The sequence below is a fragment of the Streptomyces sp. NPDC046831 genome (assembly GCF_040645305.1).
Classification (GTDB): domain Bacteria; phylum Actinomycetota; class Actinomycetes; order Streptomycetales; family Streptomycetaceae; genus Streptomyces.
Window position 1 is genome coordinate 43,990 of record NZ_JBEYXZ010000017.1, and the last position, 18,283, is coordinate 62,272.

Below are 18,283 nucleotides of genomic sequence, written 5' to 3' on the forward strand. Positions count from 1 at the left end.
CGTCATCGCCGTCGCGTGCCGTTCCCCCGGGGGAGACCATGCCCGAACTGCCCGAGGTCGAGGTCGTCCGGCGCGGCCTGGACCGGTGGGTCGCCCACCGGACCGTCGCCGACGTCGACGTGCTGCATCCGCGCGCGGTGCGCCGCCACCTGGCCGGCGCCGCCGACTTCGCGCACCGCCTGGCGGGCCACCGCATCGGCGTTCCCAGCCGGCGCGGCAAGTACCTGTGGCTGCCGCTGGAGGACACGGACCAGGCGATCGTGGCCCACCTCGGCATGAGCGGCCAGCTGCTGGTCCAGCCGCAGGACGCCCCCGACGAGAAGCACCTCAGGATCCGCGTCCGGTTCACCGGCGCCCCGGCACCGGCGTCCGGCTCCTTCGAGAGCACCGGCCCCACGGCGTGGGGAACCGAGCTGCGCTTCGTCGACCAGCGCACCTTCGGCGGCCTGTCGCTGCACGGCACCACGGCGGACGGGGTGCCCGACGTCATCGCGCACATCGCCCGCGACCCCCTCGACCCGCTCTTCGACGACGAGGCCTTCCATCAGGCGCTGCGCCGCAAGCGCACCACCGTCAAGCGGGCGCTGCTCGACCAGACGCTGATCAGCGGGGTGGGCAACATCTACGCGGACGAGGCACTGTGGCGGGCCCGCATCCACTACGAGCGCCCCACCGCCACCCTCACCCGTCCCCGTACCGCCGAGCTGCTCGGCCACATCAGGGACGTCATGACCGCGGCCCTGGCCGTCGGCGGCACCAGCTTCGACAGCCTGTACGTCAACGTCAACGGCGAGTCCGGCTACTTCGACCGCTCGCTGGACGCGTACGGCCGCGAGGGCCTGCCCTGCCGCCGCTGCGCCACCCCGATGCGCCGCCGCCCCTGGATGAACCGCTCCAGCTACTTCTGCCCGAAGTGCCAGCCCGTCCCGCGCATACGCACCGCCCCGGGGGTGATCCTCCCCAGGTGACGCCCCGACGGGGCCACGGCCGCGCTCCCGCGGGGCTTCGGCCGTTGGCGCGGGACACGCCTTCGGCCGGCAAGCGCGGGAAACGCAGGGTCCGCCGGCGACAACGGACGGAGCCGCGCCCGGATCCGGCGGCCGGCGCCCGCACCGGTAGCGGCTGCGCTCAGCCCCGGCGGGCGTCGTACTCCTGACGGGCCGCCAGGACGTCGTCCATGCTGCCCTCCACGCACTGGATGAGAGCCAGCAGGCGCGCGGCGACCTCGCGGCCGAGCGGGGTGAGTTCGTAGTCCACGCGGGGCGGGTTCGTCGGCTGGGCCTCGCGGTGCACCAGGCCGTCGCGCTCCAGCGCGTGCAGGGTCTGGGACAGCATCTTCTCGCTCACGCCGTCGACGCGGCGGCGCAGCTCGTTGAAGCGGAACGACCCCTCGTACAGCGCGCCCAGGGTGAGCGTGCCCCAGCGCCCCGTCACGTGCTCCAGCGTGCCGCGCGAGGGACAGGCCCGGGCGAACACGCTGTACGGAAACTTCCGCTCCTCAGCGCACTCCTGCGACATGGTCATACCCTGAGCGTACGCGATCGCAGCGCTTCCCAGCGCATTGCGCTGACTCCTGGTTAGCGTGCTGGCGGACGAGCGCCTATGACGGAAAAACCACGGCGCTCGTACCAGTGGCGAGGCCAGTCCGCCGCATCGGCGGTGAGAAACCGGGTGCCGCAGCCCTCGTCGACAGCCAGGCGCAGGGCGGTGGTCAGGACGGCGTCGCCCTACCCGCGCCCGAGGTGGACTCCGAGGTGATCAGATCCTCGATCTGGGCCACACCGGTTGCCGGGGCCGCGGCCTGGCGGCGGGCGACCGCGGACAGGAAGGCGTTGATCCGCGGAAGTTCGGCGTTCGGCAGGGAGGGAGCCTGCGCGGCCGTGACCCTGGCCGCCTCCGATCGGCCGTGCGGGCAGAACACCGGCGCCCCCGGCGCGCACGCGGGCCACGGAGACCCCACTCACACCGCGTACGTACACGTACCGAGGCCGTCGAGCCGGACCCCGCCACGGCCGCCGGGGATCGCGTCCCCTCGGACGAGAAACCCCGGCCCGGCGGCCCGGACAGGGCCACGCAGAGTGCTCGCAGCCGCCTGTGGTCAGTAGCCGAACAAGTGAAGGACCGGGTCACTGACCTGCGCCGTGTCATCGATCAACGCTGCGACCTGCGACTCGGCTGACGATGGTTGTCAGCGTTGTTCGTCGTCGGGCGCCCTCGCACGGCCCAGAGACGGCCCCAACCGACCGGGACAAGGTGCCTTGCCGCGACGGCCACAGTTGCCGATCATTCGAGCATGAGACCCGAAGTGCAGGCGTTCGTCGCCGATGGTCCACTGCCCGACTGGGAGGGGAGCGAAGAAGAGATCGACAGGCGCTACGAGCAACTTCGGGCAATCTCCCGACCGGTTACGGCGGAGGAGGCGCAGGCGCTGGCCACGTGTTTCGGGCCCGACGACTGTTACGGCGTCGCCTGGACGCTGGTCCACCTGATCGAGACCGGTCCTGGACCGGTGCCCTCAGTGGCTCGTCCCCCTACCGACGCCGCCTATTGGCACGAGACGCTGTGGTTGCGGTGGGGGAACGAACAGTCCGGCTGAGCGGCCTTTGACCGTGGGTCTCAATGACCCGACAACCAAACGCCGCCGCACCCGGATCTCGAAGCACCAGTTTGGAAGATCGCGCATGCGGACGACTGCTGACCTGGTGAGACGGTGACCTGCACGTTCTTGGGTCGCTCGCCATGGTTCCCCGTTGCTTCCCCGCGGGCGCCCTTCGCCCCGGCACGCTGGGGGTACATGTGGGCCTCTCGCGCCTTGGTGGGTCACCGGAGCCCTACCCCCTGAAGGCGCCGACCAGACGGATCGTTCCGATCGCTATGCCCATCACGCCGAGTACGGCCCCCGTCGCCCTCACCACCGTAGGGGTGAAGACGGCACTGACCCCGACACGTTTCGTCATGAACCCGCAGATCCGCCATGCGATGTTGCGGGCATTGCACGCAACCAGCATCATCACGACCCCGAAATCGAGGTCGTACACGGCCCTGCCCCAGCCGCTCACTGAGCTCCCCTCCCGTACACGCGGGACCATTCTCCATGGCTGATGAGCGGACGGTGTGATGGCGGCGCAGCGGCTCCAATGCGAGCGTCGAGACCGGGCGGGACAACGGCACGTACGCGCTGCGGCACGTCTACGCCGCGGTGCTCCTGGACGCGGGGGAGAGCATCAAGGCTCTCAGTGAGTACCTGGGCCACCACGACCCCGGCTTCACGCCGCGGACGTACACGCACCGATACCGTCGAGCGGGACCCGGACCCGGGCCGCCGTGGATCGCGTCTTCCCGGAGGAGCAATCCACGGCTGACGGCCCGGACACGGCCCAGGAGGGGGCTTAGCCGTCTGACCTGCGGTTATCTCAATAGCCGAAGTCCTGGGTCCACCAGGGGCCGCCGGGGCCGAGGTGGACGCCGACGCCCAGGGTCTTGAAGTCGGGGTTCAGTATGTTGGCGCGGTGGCCCGGGCTGTTCATCCAGGCCTCCATCACCGCCGCCGCGTCGGCCTGGCCCCGCGCTATGTTCTCCCCGCCGAGGCCGGTGACGCCGGCCTTCGCCGCCCGGTCCCACGGCGAGGCGCCGCTCGGGTCGGTGTGGTCGAAGAAGTCCTGCGTGGCCATGGCCTGGCTGAAGTCCTCCGCCAGGTCCGTCAGCGCGCTGCTCGCGGACACCGGTGCCAGCCCGGCCTTGGCCCGCTCCTCGTTCACCAGCCGGAGCACCTCGGCCTCGGCGGCGGCCTGCGCGGCGGACCCTGCCGGAGCGCCGGAGCGCCCGGGGGCCTTCGGGGCCTGGCCGGTGGGCCGCTCCTGCGGCTTCCCGGGCTTCTCCGGTGCGTCCGTCGGCTGCTCCGCCGGCGGCTTGGTGGGCGTGGCCGAGGGTGCGGCGGAGGCGGAGGCGGACGGGGACGCCGAGGCGGGGGCGGACGGCGTCGCCGACGCCGACCGGTCCGCGTCGCGGCTCGTCGACGAGCCGCCGGCGCGGCCGTCCACGCTGCCGGACGTGCCGCCCTGCGGGGAGTCCGTGTTGGTCGGCGAGCCCCCGGCCTGCACGGAGTCGCCGCCGCTGCTGGTGCCGCCGCCGAGCTTGTAGTTCTCCAGGCCCGGCACCGTGCCCGTGGCGACCGCGACCGTGCCGAGGGCGACCGCGGCCGAGACGCCGAGCAGGCCGCTGCGGACCGGCGTAGCGGCCTTCCGCTTGCGGCGGTGGCCCGGGGCCCGGGCGCCCTCGGACGGGGAGAAGCCCGTCTCCGGGAAGACCACCGTCTCGGCGGCCTGGGCCTGGTCGTCGTACGGGGCGTAGAGGTACTCCTGGCTCCTCGCGTAGGAGTCGGCGTACGCCTCCGGGTTCAGGTAGGGCGCGATGCCCCTGACGGGGCGGTCGGCCGGGTACGAGTCCCAGGGGTCGCGGTCCTGTGCGGGGAAGCCGTGTGCTTCCGTGACCCCCGTGGCGCGGCCCGTGGCGGCGGCGCGGCCGGCGTCGGAGCGTCGGTGGCGTCCCATGTCCTGGCCTTCCTCGTCCTGTGCGGTCGACGCGGGCCGTTGAGCCGTCGCGGTCAACCCAACTCACTCAATCGAGTGAGTTTCAGATGAGATTCATTGGGTTGGGACGGTACCGCATGGCGGCAGGGGAGGAAGTGCCGGGAGAGACATTGGCCCGTTAGGTTGCACTCATGAGTGAGGATGTACGGCTGGTCGCGTGGGTGCGCGGACAGGTCCAGGGAGTGGGTTTCCGCTGGTTCACGCGGGCCAGGGCGCTGGAGATCGGCGGCCTGAGTGGTTTTGCTCTCAATCTGGCCGACGGACGCGTCCAGGTGGTCGCCGAGGGCCCGGACGGCGCGTGCCGCAGGCTCCTGGACTGGCTCCAGGGTGACGACACGCCCGGACGCGTTGACGGCGTCACCGAGATCTGGGACACACCGCGCGGCGGCTACGACGGCTTCGCCATCCGCTGAGCGCACTCCCGCTGGGGCCCCTCCGGACGCGGACCGGGACCCCTCCGGCACTCCCCGTGAGCGAGAACGAGCAGGTGATTGGCGAGAAGCCCTTGCCGCGGGAGCTGCCGCACGGCAGGATGATCGCCACGCCCCGAGGGGCCCGCAGGAGTCGCAGCGCCGCCGTACCGGGCCGCGCGCCCCCGGGTGACCCGCCGATACGGGCGTGATCGTGTTGACCGTCAAACTTTTTGGTGAGACGCTGAAAGCCCGCGCACCTTAGCTGTTTGGCATGGCTGAACGGCAGCACAACTCCAGGCCTGCCAAGCGCTGCAGGTGCGAAATCCCTCACGACCCACCACCGCTTCGGTCGGTCACTCAGTGTGGAGGACCATCCATCATGGCAAAGGCGCTTCTCGGTTACGTCGGTGGCTCCGACCCTCGACTCCTCGCCGAGATGCGACGGCTCCAGCAGCGCGTCCAGGACCTCGAATCCGAGCTCGTACGGATCCAGGCCGAGAACGAGGCGCTGACGGCTGCCGCTTCTCACGACAGGATCATGGAGCGTTCCGACGCACACCAGGCGGAGCCTGCGCTCACCTGATCACTGATTCGCACAACGACACAGTGGTTGGGCTGCCCGTATCAACCGCTCAGTCACAGTTGCAAGGGACGCTTCGGCGTCCCTTTTTCCTTCCCCCGTGCATCCTTTCAGACCCTTAACCTCTGGTCTGCCCTTCCCGCTGACGGGTGAAACCGCGGGTTCCCGCAGTGCGGTACGCCCCCGGGGGTAAAGTCCGGCTGTGTGCACCTCAAGGCCCTGACCCTGCGTGGGTTCAAGTCGTTCGCCTCGGCGACCACGCTCCGGTTCGAACCGGGGATCACGTGCGTCGTCGGCCCGAACGGCTCGGGCAAGTCCAACGTCGTGGACGCGCTCAGCTGGGTCATGGGCGAGCAGGGCGCCAAGTCCCTGCGCGGCGGCAAGATGGAGGACGTCATCTTCGCCGGCACCACCGGGCGCCCGCCGCTCGGCCGCGCCGAGGTGTCCCTGACCATCGACAACTCCGACGGTGCCCTGCCCATCGAGTACTCCGAGGTCACCATCACGCGGATCATGTTCCGCAACGGCGGCAGCGAGTACCAGATCAACGGCGACACCTGCCGGCTGCTCGACATCCAGGAGCTGCTGTCCGACTCCGGCATCGGCCGCGAGATGCACGTCATCGTCGGCCAGGGCCAGCTCGACTCCGTCCTGCACGCCGACCCCATGGGCCGCCGCGCCTTCATCGAGGAGGCCGCGGGCGTCCTCAAGCACCGCAGGCGCAAGGAGAAGGCGCTGCGGAAGCTGGACGCGATGCAGGCCAACCTCGCCCGCATCCAGGACCTCACCGACGAGCTGCGCCGCCAGCTCAAGCCGCTCGGCCGGCAGGCGGCGGTGGCCCGCCGGGCGGCCGTCATCCAGGCCGACCTGCGCGACGCCCGGCTCCGGCTGCTCGCCGACGACCTCGTCCGGCTGCGGGAGGCGCTGCGCGCCGAGATCGCCGACGAGGCGGCGCTGAAGGAACGCAAGGAGGCCGTGGAGAGCGAGCTGCGCAAGGCGCTCCAGCGCGAGGCGCTGCTGGAGGACGAGGTACGCGGGCTCACCCCGCGGCTCCAGCGGGCCCAGCAGACCTGGTACGAACTCTCCCAGCTCGCCGAGCGTGTCCGCGGCACCGTCTCGCTCGCCGACGCCCGCGTGAAGAGCGCCACCTCCGCACCCGTCGAGGAGCGGCGCGGCCGTGACCCCGAGGACCTGGAACGCGAGGCCGCCCGCGTCCGGGAGCAGGAGGCCGAGCTGACGGCGGCCCTGGAGGCGGCCCAGCGCGCCCTGGACGACACGGTCGCGCACCGCGCCGAGCTGGAGAGCGAACTCTCCGTCGAGGAACGGCGCCTCAGGGACGCGGCCCGCGCCCTCGCGGACCGCCGCGAGGGCCTGGCCCGGCTCAGCGGCCAGGTCGGCGCGGCCCGTTCGCGCGCCGCCTCCGCCCAGGCCGAGATCGACCGCCTGGCCGCCGCACGGGACGACGCGCGGGAACGCGCCGTGCGGGCGCGGGAGGAGTACGAGACCCTGCGGGCCGAGGTCGACGGCCTCGACGCCACCGACCTGGAGCTCGCCGAACGGCACGAGACCGAGAAGGCCGCGCTGGCCGACGCGGACGCCGCCCTCACGGCCGCCCGCGAGGCCGTCACCGCCGCCGAGCGTGAGCGCGCCGCGACCCGGGCCCGGCACGACGCCCTCGCCCTGGGCCTGCGCCGCAAGGACGGCACCGGCGCGCTGCTGGAGTCCGCGGACGGCCTGGCCGGGCTGCTGGGACCGGCGGCCGGACTGCTCACCGTCACCCCGGGGTACGAGACCGCCCTGGCCGCCGCCTTCGGCGCCGCCGCCGACGCCCTCGCCGTGTCCACCCCGGGCTCGGCCGCCGAGGCCCTGCGGCTGCTGCGCAAGCAGGACGCCGGACGCGCGGCGCTGCTGATCGGCGGCGGCCCCGACGAGGCGCCGCGGCCGCCCGGACCGGACGGGCCGCCCCGGGCGGCCGACCTCGTCCGCGGCCCCGACGCCCTCATGCCCGCCGTACGGCACCTGCTCCGCGGGATCGTCGTCGTCGGCACGCTGGAGGACGCCGAGGAGCTGGTGCGAGCCCAGCCCGGCCTCACCGCCGTCACGGCCGAGGGCGACCTGCTCGGGGCGCACTTCGCCCAGGGCGGCTCCGCCGGTGCGCCCAGTCTGCTGGAGGTGCAGGCCTCCGTCGACGAGGCCGCCGCGGAACTGCGCGAACTGGACGTGCGGTGCGAGGAGCTCGCCCGGACCCAGGCCGATGCCGCCGAGCGCCGCACGCGGTGCGCCGCGCTCGTGGAGGAGCTGGGGGAGCGGCGCAGGGCTGCCGACCGGGAGAAGTCGGCCGTGGCGCAGCAGCTCGGGCGGCTCGCCGGGCAGGCCCGGGGGGCGGCCGGGGAGGCCGAGCGCGCCGAGGCCGCCGCCGCGCGGGCGCAGGAGGCGCTGGACACGGCAGTGCGGGAGGTCGAGGAGCTGGCCGAGCGGCTCGCCGCCGCCGAGGAGATGCCGGTCGAGGAGGAGCCCGACACCTCCGTGCGCGACCGGCTCGCCGCCGACGGCGCCAACGCCCGGCAGACCGAGATGGAGGCCCGGCTCCAGGTCCGTACGCACGAGGAGCGGGTCCGGGGGCTGGCGGGGCGGGCCGACTCCCTCGACCGGGCTGCCCGCGCGGAACGCGAGGCACGCGCGCGTGCCGAGCAGCGGCGGGCCCGGATGCGCCACGAGGCGGCCGTCGCCGCGGCCGTGGCCTCGGGGGCCCGGCAGCTGCTGGCGCACGTCGAGGTGTCGCTGGCCCGCGCCGAGGAGGAGCGGGCGGCCGCCGAGGCCGCCAAGGCCCGTCGTGAGCAGGAGCTGACCCAGGCCCGTGCGGCGGGACGCGACCTGAAGGCCGAGCTCGACAAGCTGACGGACTCCGTCCACCGGGGTGAGGTGCTCGGCGCCGAGAAGCGGCTGCGGATCGAGCAACTGGAGACCAGGGCGCTGGAGGAGCTCGGTGTGGAGCCGGCCGGACTCGTCGCCGAGTACGGCCCGCACCAGCCGGTGCCGCCGTCGCCGCCCGCCGAGGGCGAGCAGCTGCCGGAGGACCCGGAGCACCCGCGCAACCGGCCCACGCCGTACGTCCGTGCGGAGCAGGAGAAGCGGCTCAGGGCCGCCGAGCGCGCCTACCAGCAGCTGGGCAAGGTCAACCCGCTGGCCCTGGAGGAGTTCGCGGCGCTGGAGGAACGCCACCAGTTCCTCAGCGAGCAGCTGGAGGACCTGAAGAAGACCCGGGCCGACCTGCTCCAGGTCGTCAAGGAGGTCGACGAGCGCGTCGAACAGGTCTTCACCGAGGCCTACCGGGACACCGCGCGCGAGTTCGAGGGTGTCTTCGGCCGGCTGTTCCCGGGCGGTGAGGGGCGCCTGGTGCTGACCGACCCGGAGAACATGCTGACCACGGGCGTGGACGTCGAGGCCCGTCCCCCGGGCAAGAAGGTCAAGCGGCTGAGCCTGCTCTCCGGCGGCGAGCGGTCGCTGACGGCCGTCGCCCTGCTGGTGTCGATCTTCAAGGCCCGGCCGAGTCCGTTCTACGTCATGGACGAGGTCGAGGCGGCGCTCGACGACACCAACCTTCAGCGGCTGATCCGCATCATGCAGGAGCTGCAGGAGAGCTCCCAGCTCATCGTCATCACGCACCAGAAGCGCACGATGGAGGTCGCCGACGCGCTCTACGGCGTCTCCATGCAGGGCGACGGCGTGTCGAAGGTCATCAGCCAGCGGTTGCGCTGAGCCGCCCGCGGTCCTGTCGGCGGCGGCGTGCGGCCGTGCCCGGCGTCCTCCGCGGCCCCGCCCGGCCGCTGTGCCCAGCTGTCCTCCGCCGCCCCTCCCGGCCGCCGTGCCCAGCCGTCCTCCGCGTCCGTGGTCCTGCCGCGACCCCGCCCGAGCTGCCCACTTCGCCCGAGCGGTCGGTTCCGCGCGGGCGCGCGCGGCCCGCGCGTGCTCACGATGCCGCGGGGTAGACGACCTACGTCCCGGTAGTTGCTTCAACTATTGAAGGCAACCAACCCAACGGGCGGATGAAAACTCACAGCGTTCGCCTATTGACTTCGAAACTTGAAGGCATAGTCTCTGCAACGTTGCTTTTACCTTCAGGTGTCGCCACCTGGAAGGGCTGACCCCCACCCCGGCAGCGTTGCCGGTGGCCCGAGGAGTACACGTGACCAGCACAGCGCAGGCATCCCAGTCCGGAGCCACGACGGCTCCGCCCGATCACCTCGGGCACGTCATCTTCATCGCGGCGGCGGCCGCGATGGGCGGCTTCCTCTTCGGCTACGACAGCTCCGTGATCAACGGCGCCGTCGAGGCCATCCGGGACCGCTACGACATCGGCTCAGCAGCGCTGGCCCAGGTCATTGCCATCGCCCTCATCGGCTGCGCCATCGGCGCCGCGACCGCCGGCCGCATAGCCGACCGCATCGGCCGCATCCGGTGCATGCAGATAGCCGCCGTCCTGTTCACCATCAGCGCCGTCGGCTCGGCTCTGCCCTTCGCGCTGTGGGACCTCGCCTTCTGGCGCGTCGTCGGCGGCTTCGCCATCGGCATGGCCTCGGTCATCGGCCCCGCCTACATCGCCGAGGTCGCCCCGCCCGCGTACCGCGGCCGCCTCGGCTCCTTCCAGCAGGCCGCGATCGTCGTCGGCATCGCCATCTCCCAGCTGGTCAACTGGGGTCTGCTCAACGCCGCCGGCGGCGACCAGCGCGGCACGCTCATGGGCCTCGAGGCCTGGCAGGTCATGCTCGGCGTCATGGTCGTCCCGGCCGTCCTCTACGGCCTGCTCTCCTTCGCGATCCCCGAGTCCCCGCGCTTCCTGATCTCCGTCGGCCGCCGCGACCGCGCCCGCGAGATCCTCGCCGAGGTCGAGGGCGGTGACGCCGACCTCGACGGCCGCGTCGCCGAGATCGAGAACGCCATGCGCCGCGAGGAGAAGTCGAGCTTCAAGGACCTGCTCGGCGGCAGCTTCTTCTTCAAGCCGATCGTCTGGGTCGGCATCGGCCTGTCGGTCTTCCAGCAGTTCGTCGGCATCAACGTCGCGTTCTACTACTCCTCGACGCTGTGGCAGTCGGTGGGTGTCGACCCGACGGACTCGTTCTTCTACTCGTTCACGACGTCGATCATCAACATCGTCGGCACCGTGATCGCGATGATCTTCGTCGACCGCGTCGGCCGCAGGCCGCTCGCGATCATCGGATCGGTCGGCATGGTCGTCGGTCTGGCCCTGGAGGCCTGGGCCTTCAGCTTCGACCTCGTCGGCGGCAAGCTGCCGGCCACGCAGGGCTGGGTCGCCCTGGTCGCCGCCCACGTGTTCGTCCTCTTCTTCGCCCTGTCCTGGGGTGTGGTCGTCTGGGTCATGCTCGGCGAGATGTTCCCGAACCGGATCCGCGCCGCCGCCCTGGGTGTGGCCGCCGCCGCGCAGTGGATCGCCAACTGGGCCATCACCGCGAGCTTCCCGTCGCTGGCCGACTGGAACCTCTCCGCGACCTACGTGATCTACACGGTCTTCGCCGCGCTCTCCATCCCGTTCGTCCTGAAGTTCGTCAAGGAGACGAAGGGCAAGAGGCTGGAGGAGATGGGCTGAGCCTCGTCCCGAGGCCCTCGAACCCGAGGAGAAGGGCCAAGTCCCCGCTGCCCCTCTCCTCGAACCCCACGCGTACTGCCCCGGCTCGCTCCCCCGAGCCGGGGCAGTACGCATTTCCGTGCGCACGGGCTCAGCGGACAGTCCGGCCTCCGGCGGTCTTGGGGCTCTTGCCCGGGACACCTGAGGGCGACCGCTGGGCTGCGGGCTGCGGGCTGCGGGCTGCGGGCTGCGAGGTCCCCGTGCACCTCGGGCCGGTCGTCAGGGGCGGGGCCGAAGGGGTGCCGCCTCAAGCAGGTGGGTCTACGAGTGCGGAAGGGCCCGGGCACCGCGGTCACGCCCGCGCTCCGCCCGCCGGAGAAGGTCGTCCGACCCAGTCGGCCGCGGCCCAGCCGGCTTCGGGCTCAAGCCCTCACAGGGCCCGGCTGGGGCAGGCGCCGTCCGCACACCTCGGGGCCGGCTGGAGGGGGAGCGGATGCGGAGACGCTACGGCGGCCGAAGGGGGTGCGGTGACCGGAGCGCCCGCACGGCCGGGGAGCCGTCGGAGTTCCGCGCCCATTTCAGGCGGGGCGCACCGCGCGCGCGGCAGTCCGCGGACGGAAGCCGAGCCGGGCCGCCGGCCTGTACACGAGCCCCGGCCTCTCGTATCTGGGCTCAGACCTTGGGCTTATGCGGGCCCCGGCCTGGTGAGCCGCAAGTGGAGACAGGGCCGGGAACAGCCCGGGCCCCTCCGCCAGCGGCGCGAGCCCGGGACTCCAGGTGACGGACCGCCCTCGCGCTTTGCCCGTACCTCAAAGCCGCAGGCCTGCGGTTCCGGGTCACGCGGGCGCGGCGAAGGGCGTGGGCTTGCGATTCCGGGTCACGCGGGCGCGGCGAAGGGCGTGGGCTTGCGGTTCCGGGTCAGGCGGGCGCGGCGAAGGGCGTGGGCTTGCGGTTCCGGGTCAGGCGGGCCCGGCGAAGGGCGCGGGCCTGCGATCCCGGGCCACGCGGGCGCGACGAAGGCCGCAGGCCCGCGATTCGGGGTCACGCGGGCCCCGCAGAGACCGCGGGCCCGGGAGCTCCGATCACGCCCCCGCAGTCACGGACTCCTCGACAGAGGCGGCCCCGGCGGCCCCGGCGGGCTCCGCGGGCGTCGCCGGCGCAGCCACCGCCGGCTTCGGCAGCACCGTGTACAGCAGGCCGGAGATCACCACGGTGGCGACCCAGCCCAGGCCGTACTCGCCGATCACGTTGTTCCGGGCGAGCGGGCCGGTGAACCAGTCCGAGGTGGTGAACATCAGACCCGCGCCGAGGCCCCCCGCCCAGGCGGCGACCGCCGCGGGGGAGAAGCCGCCCCGGTACCAGTAGGCGCTGGCGCGGGTGGTGTCGGCCATCGCCCGGCCGTCGTACTCCTTCCGCCGCAGCACGTCCGAGCCGAAGACGCCGACCCAGGCGGAGAACGCGACCGCGAGCAGCGACAGGAAGGCGATGAACGAGCCCAGGAAGCTGGTCGCCACCAGCATCACGACGCCGCCGAAGACCAGCGAGATCACGGCGTTGACCGAGACCGCCCAGTGCCGCGGCACCCGGAAGCCGAGGGTCTGCGCGGTGAAGCCCGCCGAGTACATCGACATCGAGTTGATCAGCAGCATGCCGATCAGGGCGATCAGCAGGTAGGGCACCGCGATCCACGTCGGCAGGATCTCGCCGAGGAAGGACACCGGGTCGGAGGCCGAGGCCAGGTCCGGCGTGGAGACCGCCATCACCGTGCCCATCAGCACCATCGGCAGCACGACGATGCCGGCCCCGCCGACCGTCGCCCCCACGATCCCCCGGGACGACGCGGTGCGCGGCAGGTAGCGGGTGAAGTCCGGCGCGGACGGGATCCAGCTGACACCGCCCGCCGCGATCAGCCCGATGCCCGCGATGACCGCGGCCGGGGACCCGGCGGACCGGCCGAACACCGCCGACCAGTCGGTGGCGGCCACCAGGTGGGCCAGCACCAGCACCGAGAAGACGGCGAAGAGGTAGGTCGCGTAGGTGTTGCACGTGCGCACGGCGTTGATGCCGAGTCCGGAGATCGCGAACGTCGCGACCACGAACGCCAGCAGCGTCACCAGGTCCAGTACGCCGTTCGCCCGGACGCCGAACACGATGTCCAGGATGCTGAGCACCGCGTAGGCGCCGGTCACCGCGTTGATCGTCTCCCAGCCCCAGCGTGCGACCCAGATCAGGGCACCGGGCAGCAGGTTGCCGCGCTGTCCGAAGACCGCGCGCGACAGCGCCATGCCGGGGGCCCCGCCGCGCTTGCCGGCGATGCCGATCAGCCCGACCAGGCCGTACGACACGACCGGGGCGGCGGTGGCGACGACGAGCGCCTGCCAGACGTTGAGGTGGTAGGCCACGACGAGGCTCGCGCCCATCGTCAGCAGCAGCACGCTGATGTTCGCGCCGACCCAGGTCGGGAACAGCTCGCGGGTCCTCGCGGTGCGTTCGTTGTCGGGCACCTGTTCGATGCCGCGGGTCTCCAGGGAGCCTTCGGTCTCGGCGGTCTTGCTCATGAAGAAGGGGTCCGTGCCTCGGTCGTGGGGGGAGCGAGCGGAAAGCGGGGGAGGGGCCGGTCCTCGGGGGACGGGCGAGCCGGTCGTGCTGTGCGTGTCCGGACAAGGTCGTCCATCGTACTTTGATCCGTCTTATTGCTTCCAGCGGCCTTTGTGCTCCCGCGGCAGCCGCAACCGGGCTCCGGCCCCAGCCCATGGCTGATACTGGACGCGTTATGGAAATCGTCATCCTTGCTGTAGTCATCGCCGTGGTCGTGCTCGGCGCGCTCGGCGGGCTCATCGTCGGCAGCCGGCGGAAGAAGCCGCTGCCTCCCCCGCCCCCCGCAGCGCCCGACATCACCGCCCCTCCGGCCGAGCCGCACGTCGGCGAAGAGGCCGAGACGCCGCGCGAAGAGCCGCGGCGAACGATAGAGGAGGTGGATCTACCGGGCGCCTCCGGCCCCGTCGTCGTCGAGGAGCCGCCCTTCATCGAAGAGCTCCCGGTACCGCAGATCGAGGTTCCGGAGCCCACCGCGGGCCGGCTCGTCCGGCTGCGCGCCCGTCTCTCCCGCTCGCAGAACGCCCTGGGCAAGGGCCTGCTCACCCTGCTGTCGCGTGAGCACCTCGACGAGGAGACCTGGGAGGAGGTCGAGGACACGCTGCTGACCGCCGACGTCGGCGTGCAGCCCACCCAGGAACTGGTCGAGCGCCTGCGCGAGCGCGTCCGCGTGCTCGGCACCCGCACCCCCGTGGAGCTGCGCGGCCTGCTGCGCGAGGAGCTGCTCACCCTCGTCGGCACCGACATGGACCGCGTGGTGAAGACCGAGCCCGCGACCAACAAGCCGGGCATCGTCATGGTCGTCGGGGTCAACGGCACCGGCAAGACCACCACCACGGGCAAGCTCGCCCGGGTCCTGGTGGCCGACGGGCGCAGCGTCGTCCTCGGCGCCGCCGACACCTTCCGTGCCGCCGCCGCCGACCAGTTGCAGACCTGGGGCGAGCGGGTCGGCGCCTACACCGTGCGCGGTCCGGAGGGCGGCGACCCCGCCTCCGTGGCCTTCGACGCGGTCAAGGAGGGCAAGGAGATGGGGGCCGACGTGGTCCTCATCGACACCGCCGGCCGGCTGCACACCAAGACCGGCCTCATGGACGAGCTGGGCAAGGTCAAGCGCGTCGTCGAGAAGCACGCCCCGCTGGACGAGGTGCTGCTCGTGCTCGACGCGACGACCGGGCAGAACGGCCTGGTGCAGGCGCGGGTCTTCGCCGAGGTCGTGAACATCACCGGCATCGTGCTGACCAAGCTCGACGGCACGGCCAAGGGCGGCATCGTCGTCGCCGTCCAGCGCGAGCTGGGCGTACCGGTCAAGCTGATCGGGCTCGGCGAGGGCGCGGACGACCTGGCCCCGTTCGAGCCGGAGGCGTTCGTGGACGCGCTGATCGGCGAGTGACCGCTCATCACCCCTCGCCGGCGCCCGTCCCCAGTACCGGGGGACGGGCGCCGGCGTCTTTCCGGGACGTCACCGTCCCCGCGGGCGCGCGTGGCGACAGTCCCGCGGGAGACGGAGGCCGGCCGTAACGACCCGGACGGTGGGGTGAGGGCTGCGGCGCCTGCGGACGACCGGTCCCGCCCCCCTGCCCTCCGGCGGCGGGCGGCCGACCGGGGCCGCCTTTGCCGCAGGTCTCAGACCCCGGAACGGTGCGCCACGTAGGCCAGCGTGCCGAGCAGGAGGCGCGCCTCCGGGGGCGTCGCCGTGTCCAGAGCGGGCGGGCGCAGCCAGCGGACCGGGCCGAGGCCGCCCCGGTCGGAGGGCGGGGCGGTGATGTGCGTGCCCGCGCCGAGACCGCGCAGGCCGAGGGAGGCGGGGTCGTCCCAGCCCATGCGGTACAGCAGCCCGGGCAGGTCCGCCGCAGCGCCCGGGGCGACGAAGAAGTGCGCGCGGCCCTCGGGGGTGGCGGTCACCGGACCGAGGGGGACGCCCATGCGCTCCAGGCGCACCAGGGCGCGCCGCCCCACCTGCTCGGCCACCTCGATCACGTCGAACGCATGCCCGACCGCCAGCATCACCGCGGCGCCGGGCATCTCCGTCCACGCCCTGGTGGCCTCGTCGAGCGTGGCGCCCGCCGGGATGCCGGGGGCGAAGTCGAGGGGATGGGCGCCGGGGGCGGGGCAGTCGCGGCGGCCGCAGGAGCACGCGCCGCCGACGGCCCGCGCCCCGCGCACCACGTCCCAGCCCCACAGCCCGGTGTACTCGGCCACGGCCGTGCACTCCGGCGAGCGGGACGACCGGCCGCGCCGCCGCGCGCCGGAGCGGATCTCGCGATTGCCGCCGATCGTGAACCCCATGCCCCCTCCAACGGTGCCGGCACCTCGATGGTTACGACCCGCACGCGAATCGTGACTCTCTGTTCCGGTCGTGTCCCGGCGGCGCCCGTTTCAGGCGGCGCCCGGAAGCATCCGAGGTGGTGCACTCGCGGACGCACGCCCTCCAACGCACCGCTCCGCCCGCGTCTGACTGTCCTGTGTCAAGTGAATCGCGCGAAGGCCACAGAGAGTTCATTCGAAGGGGTGGCGAATGGTGGCGTTTCCCGGATGCCCGTGGCCGGAGCGGTGATCGTGGGATTACTGTGAGTGTGCGGGTCCTGGGGGCACATGCACTCGTGGGTATGCCGGAGGCAAGTCGACCTCGCGTTCGAAGAGTGAGAACCAGAGGACGGGCGGCCGTATTGACCGGCATTCTGATAGGGCTTGGCGCACTCAGCGACTAGTGGTTCCAGGAATGGGGGCGTTCCAGTGAGCGGCAACGGCGGCGGGACGAACGCTGCGAGTGCGGACAAGCGCCCCAACGAACTGCTCGCCTCGTGGTTCGTGCGCAGCGGCTGGTCCAAGGGCGAGCTCGCCCGCCAGGTCAACCGCCGGGCCCGCCAGCTCGGGGCCAACCACATCTCCACCGACACCTCCCGCGTCCGGCGCTGGCTGGACGGGGAGAACCCGCGCGAGCCGATCCCGCGCATCCTGTCGGAGCTGTTCACCGAGCGCTTCGGCTGCGTCGTCTCCGTGGAGGACCTCGGCCTGCGCACGGCCCGGCAGGCCCCGTCCGCCACCGGCGTCGACCTCCCCTGGACGGGCCCGCAGACGGTGGCTCACCTCAGCGAGTTCTCGCGCAGCGACCTGATGCTGGCGCGGCGCGGCTTCCTCGGGACGTCGCTGGCGCTGTCCGCGGGCCCGTCCCTGATCGAGCCGCTGCAGCGCTGGCTCGTCCCCGCGCCCCCGGCCGCCGCCCCCGAGCCGCCGGCCGCCGGCCGGCGCCCCGGCCGGCTCTCCCGCCCCGAACTCGAGCTGCTGGAGTCCACCGCCGTGATGTTCCGGCAGTGGGACGCCCAGTGCGGCGGCGGCCTGCGCCGCAAGGCGGTCGTCGGCCAGCTGCACGAGGTGACGGACCTGCTCCAGGAGTCCCAGCCCGAGACCACCACCCGCAGGCTGTTCCGGGTCGCCGCCGAGCTGGCCGAGCTGGCCGGCTGGATGAGCTACGACGTGGGCCTGCAGCCCACCGCGCAGAAGTACTTCGTGCTCGCGTTGCACGCCGCCAAGGAAGCCGGTGACAAGCCGCTCGGCTCGTACATCCTCTCCAGCATGAGCCGCCAGATGATCCACCTCGGCCGGCCCGACGACGCGCTGGAACTCATCCACCTCGCCCAGTACGGCAGCCGCGACTGCGCCGGCCCGCGCACCCAGTCCATGCTGTACGCGATGGAGGCCCGCGCGTACGCCAACATGGGCCAGCCCGGCAAGTGCAAGCGGGCCGTGCGGATGGCCGAGGACGCCTTCGCCGACGTCGGGGACCGGGACGAGCCGGACCCCGACTGGATCCGCTTCTTCTCCGAGGCCGAGCTGTACGCGGAGAACTCCCACTCCTTCCGCGACCTCGCCTACGTGGCCGGACGCAGCCCGGCGTACGCCTCGCTGGCCGAGCCGCTGATGGAGAAGGCCGTCCAGCTGTTCGCCGAGGACCACGAGCACCAGCGCTCCTACGCGCTGAACCTCATCGGGATGGCCACGGTGCACCTGCTGCGGCGCGAGCCCGGGCGGAGCACCGAGTACGCCGTGCGGGCCCTGCGGGTGGCCAAGAAGGTCCGCTCCGAGCGTGTGAACACCCGTATCCGAAAGACGGTCGACAACGCCGTCCGCGACTACGGCGACCTCGCCGAGGTCGTAAGCCTCACCGAGCAGCTCGCCACCGAGCTGCCCGAGACCGCCGAGGCGGTCTGATCCCACCGACCCCGGCCGCGGCCGGCCCTCCCGAACTGCCCGACTCGGCTCCCCCAGCCAGGTCATCGGAAGGCCGCCGCGGCCGGCCTGTGCGCCCTCGGGGCAACGGCGCGTCCGCCGGCCCGGGGAAGGCCGCGCCACGACGACGACCGCGCGGCCGCACCTCCCGCACTTCACCGGCGCGTAACACACAGGGCTCCTTCGTCACCGCGGCGAAACAGCGAGGGGCGCCGACCGAAACGGCGCTGCGCCAGGCTCTTGGCGCATACCGGCCCGCCCCTCACCGACCGGCCGCTTCCCGGCTTCGCCCGCA

The 18,283-nt window shown here is 72.6% G+C and carries 13 protein-coding genes and 2 pseudogenes; 9 read left to right on the top strand and 6 right to left on the bottom strand.

What is annotated here, in order from left to right:
• The first annotated feature begins 38 nt into the window (after window positions 1-38).
• Window positions 39-968: a bifunctional DNA-formamidopyrimidine glycosylase/DNA-(apurinic or apyrimidinic site) lyase gene (gene mutM / locus ABZ920_RS16850; RefSeq protein ID WP_361504685.1), complete on the top strand. Its 930-nt coding sequence runs from the start codon at window positions 39-41 to the stop codon at window positions 966-968.
• Between the two features lie 160 nt (window positions 969-1,128).
• On the opposite strand, the gene ABZ920_RS16855 is transcribed toward mutM, so the two are convergent.
• Together ABZ920_RS16855 and ABZ920_RS16860 are read right to left on the bottom strand one after the other, a co-directional pair.
• The gene (locus tag ABZ920_RS16855) at window positions 1,129-1,524 is read right to left on the bottom strand and encodes a helix-turn-helix domain-containing protein (RefSeq protein WP_361504687.1); all 396 of its coding nucleotides are present in this window, start codon (window positions 1,522-1,524) and stop codon (window positions 1,129-1,131) included.
• 53 nt (window positions 1,525-1,577) lie between these two features.
• Window positions 1,578-1,789, bottom strand: a pseudogene (locus ABZ920_RS16860) (GNAT family N-acetyltransferase); the annotation flags it as partial.
• Between the two features lie 504 nt (window positions 1,790-2,293).
• Between ABZ920_RS16860 and ABZ920_RS16865 the strand changes: the two are divergent.
• Window positions 2,294-2,596, top strand: a complete 303-nt coding sequence (locus tag ABZ920_RS16865; protein WP_361504690.1) for a hypothetical protein — start codon at window positions 2,294-2,296, stop codon at window positions 2,594-2,596.
• 235 nt (window positions 2,597-2,831) lie between these two features.
• Here ABZ920_RS16865 and ABZ920_RS16870 read toward each other — a convergent pair whose 3' ends face one another.
• Window positions 2,832-3,059: a hypothetical protein gene (locus ABZ920_RS16870; RefSeq protein ID WP_361504692.1), complete on the bottom strand. Its 228-nt coding sequence runs from the start codon at window positions 3,057-3,059 to the stop codon at window positions 2,832-2,834.
• Between the two features lie 98 nt (window positions 3,060-3,157).
• Between ABZ920_RS16870 and ABZ920_RS16875 the strand changes: the two are divergent.
• Window positions 3,158-3,393 (top strand): annotated as a pseudogene (locus ABZ920_RS16875) (site-specific integrase); the annotation flags it as partial.
• A gap of 20 nt (window positions 3,394-3,413) precedes the next feature.
• Here ABZ920_RS16875 and ABZ920_RS16880 read toward each other — a convergent pair.
• Complete coding sequence (locus ABZ920_RS16880) at window positions 3,414-4,550, bottom strand: CAP domain-containing protein (protein ID WP_361504695.1); 1,137 nt, start codon at window positions 4,548-4,550, stop codon at window positions 3,414-3,416.
• 170 nt (window positions 4,551-4,720) lie between these two features.
• Here ABZ920_RS16880 and ABZ920_RS16885 point away from each other — a divergent pair, with 170 nt between their 5' ends.
• From ABZ920_RS16885 to ABZ920_RS16900, 4 genes are all read left to right on the top strand, one after another.
• Window positions 4,721-5,002, top strand: coding sequence for an acylphosphatase (locus tag ABZ920_RS16885; RefSeq protein ID WP_361504698.1), 282 nt, complete (start codon window positions 4,721-4,723; stop codon window positions 5,000-5,002).
• Window positions 5,003-5,381: 379 nt separating this feature from the next.
• Complete coding sequence (locus ABZ920_RS16890) at window positions 5,382-5,585, top strand: hypothetical protein (protein ID WP_361504701.1); 204 nt, start codon at window positions 5,382-5,384, stop codon at window positions 5,583-5,585.
• Window positions 5,586-5,786: 201 nt separating this feature from the next.
• Complete coding sequence (gene smc, locus ABZ920_RS16895) at window positions 5,787-9,341, top strand: chromosome segregation protein SMC (protein WP_361504704.1); 3,555 nt, start codon at window positions 5,787-5,789, stop codon at window positions 9,339-9,341.
• Window positions 9,342-9,768: 427 nt separating this feature from the next.
• Window positions 9,769-11,187, top strand: coding sequence for a sugar porter family MFS transporter (locus ABZ920_RS16900; protein ID WP_361504707.1), 1,419 nt, complete (start codon window positions 9,769-9,771; stop codon window positions 11,185-11,187).
• Between the two features lie 1,061 nt (window positions 11,188-12,248).
• Here the strand turns inward: ABZ920_RS16900 and ABZ920_RS16905 are convergent.
• Complete coding sequence (locus ABZ920_RS16905; protein ID WP_361504710.1) at window positions 12,249-13,724, bottom strand: cytosine permease; 1,476 nt, start codon at window positions 13,722-13,724, stop codon at window positions 12,249-12,251.
• 215 nt (window positions 13,725-13,939) lie between these two features.
• Between ABZ920_RS16905 and ftsY the strand changes: the two genes are divergently transcribed.
• Window positions 13,940-15,151, top strand: coding sequence for a signal recognition particle-docking protein FtsY (gene ftsY, locus ABZ920_RS16910; RefSeq protein ID WP_361504713.1), 1,212 nt, complete (start codon window positions 13,940-13,942; stop codon window positions 15,149-15,151).
• 233 nt (window positions 15,152-15,384) lie between these two features.
• On the opposite strand, the gene ABZ920_RS16915 is transcribed toward ftsY, so the two are convergent.
• Complete coding sequence (locus ABZ920_RS16915) at window positions 15,385-16,047, bottom strand: bifunctional DNA primase/polymerase (RefSeq protein ID WP_361504716.1); 663 nt, start codon at window positions 16,045-16,047, stop codon at window positions 15,385-15,387.
• Window positions 16,048-16,494: 447 nt separating this feature from the next.
• On the opposite strand from ABZ920_RS16915, the gene ABZ920_RS16920 reads away from it, so the two are divergent.
• The gene (locus tag ABZ920_RS16920) at window positions 16,495-17,970 is read left to right on the top strand and encodes a hypothetical protein (RefSeq protein ID WP_361504719.1); all 1,476 of its coding nucleotides are present in this window, start codon (window positions 16,495-16,497) and stop codon (window positions 17,968-17,970) included.
• Window positions 17,971-18,283 lie beyond the last annotated feature (313 nt).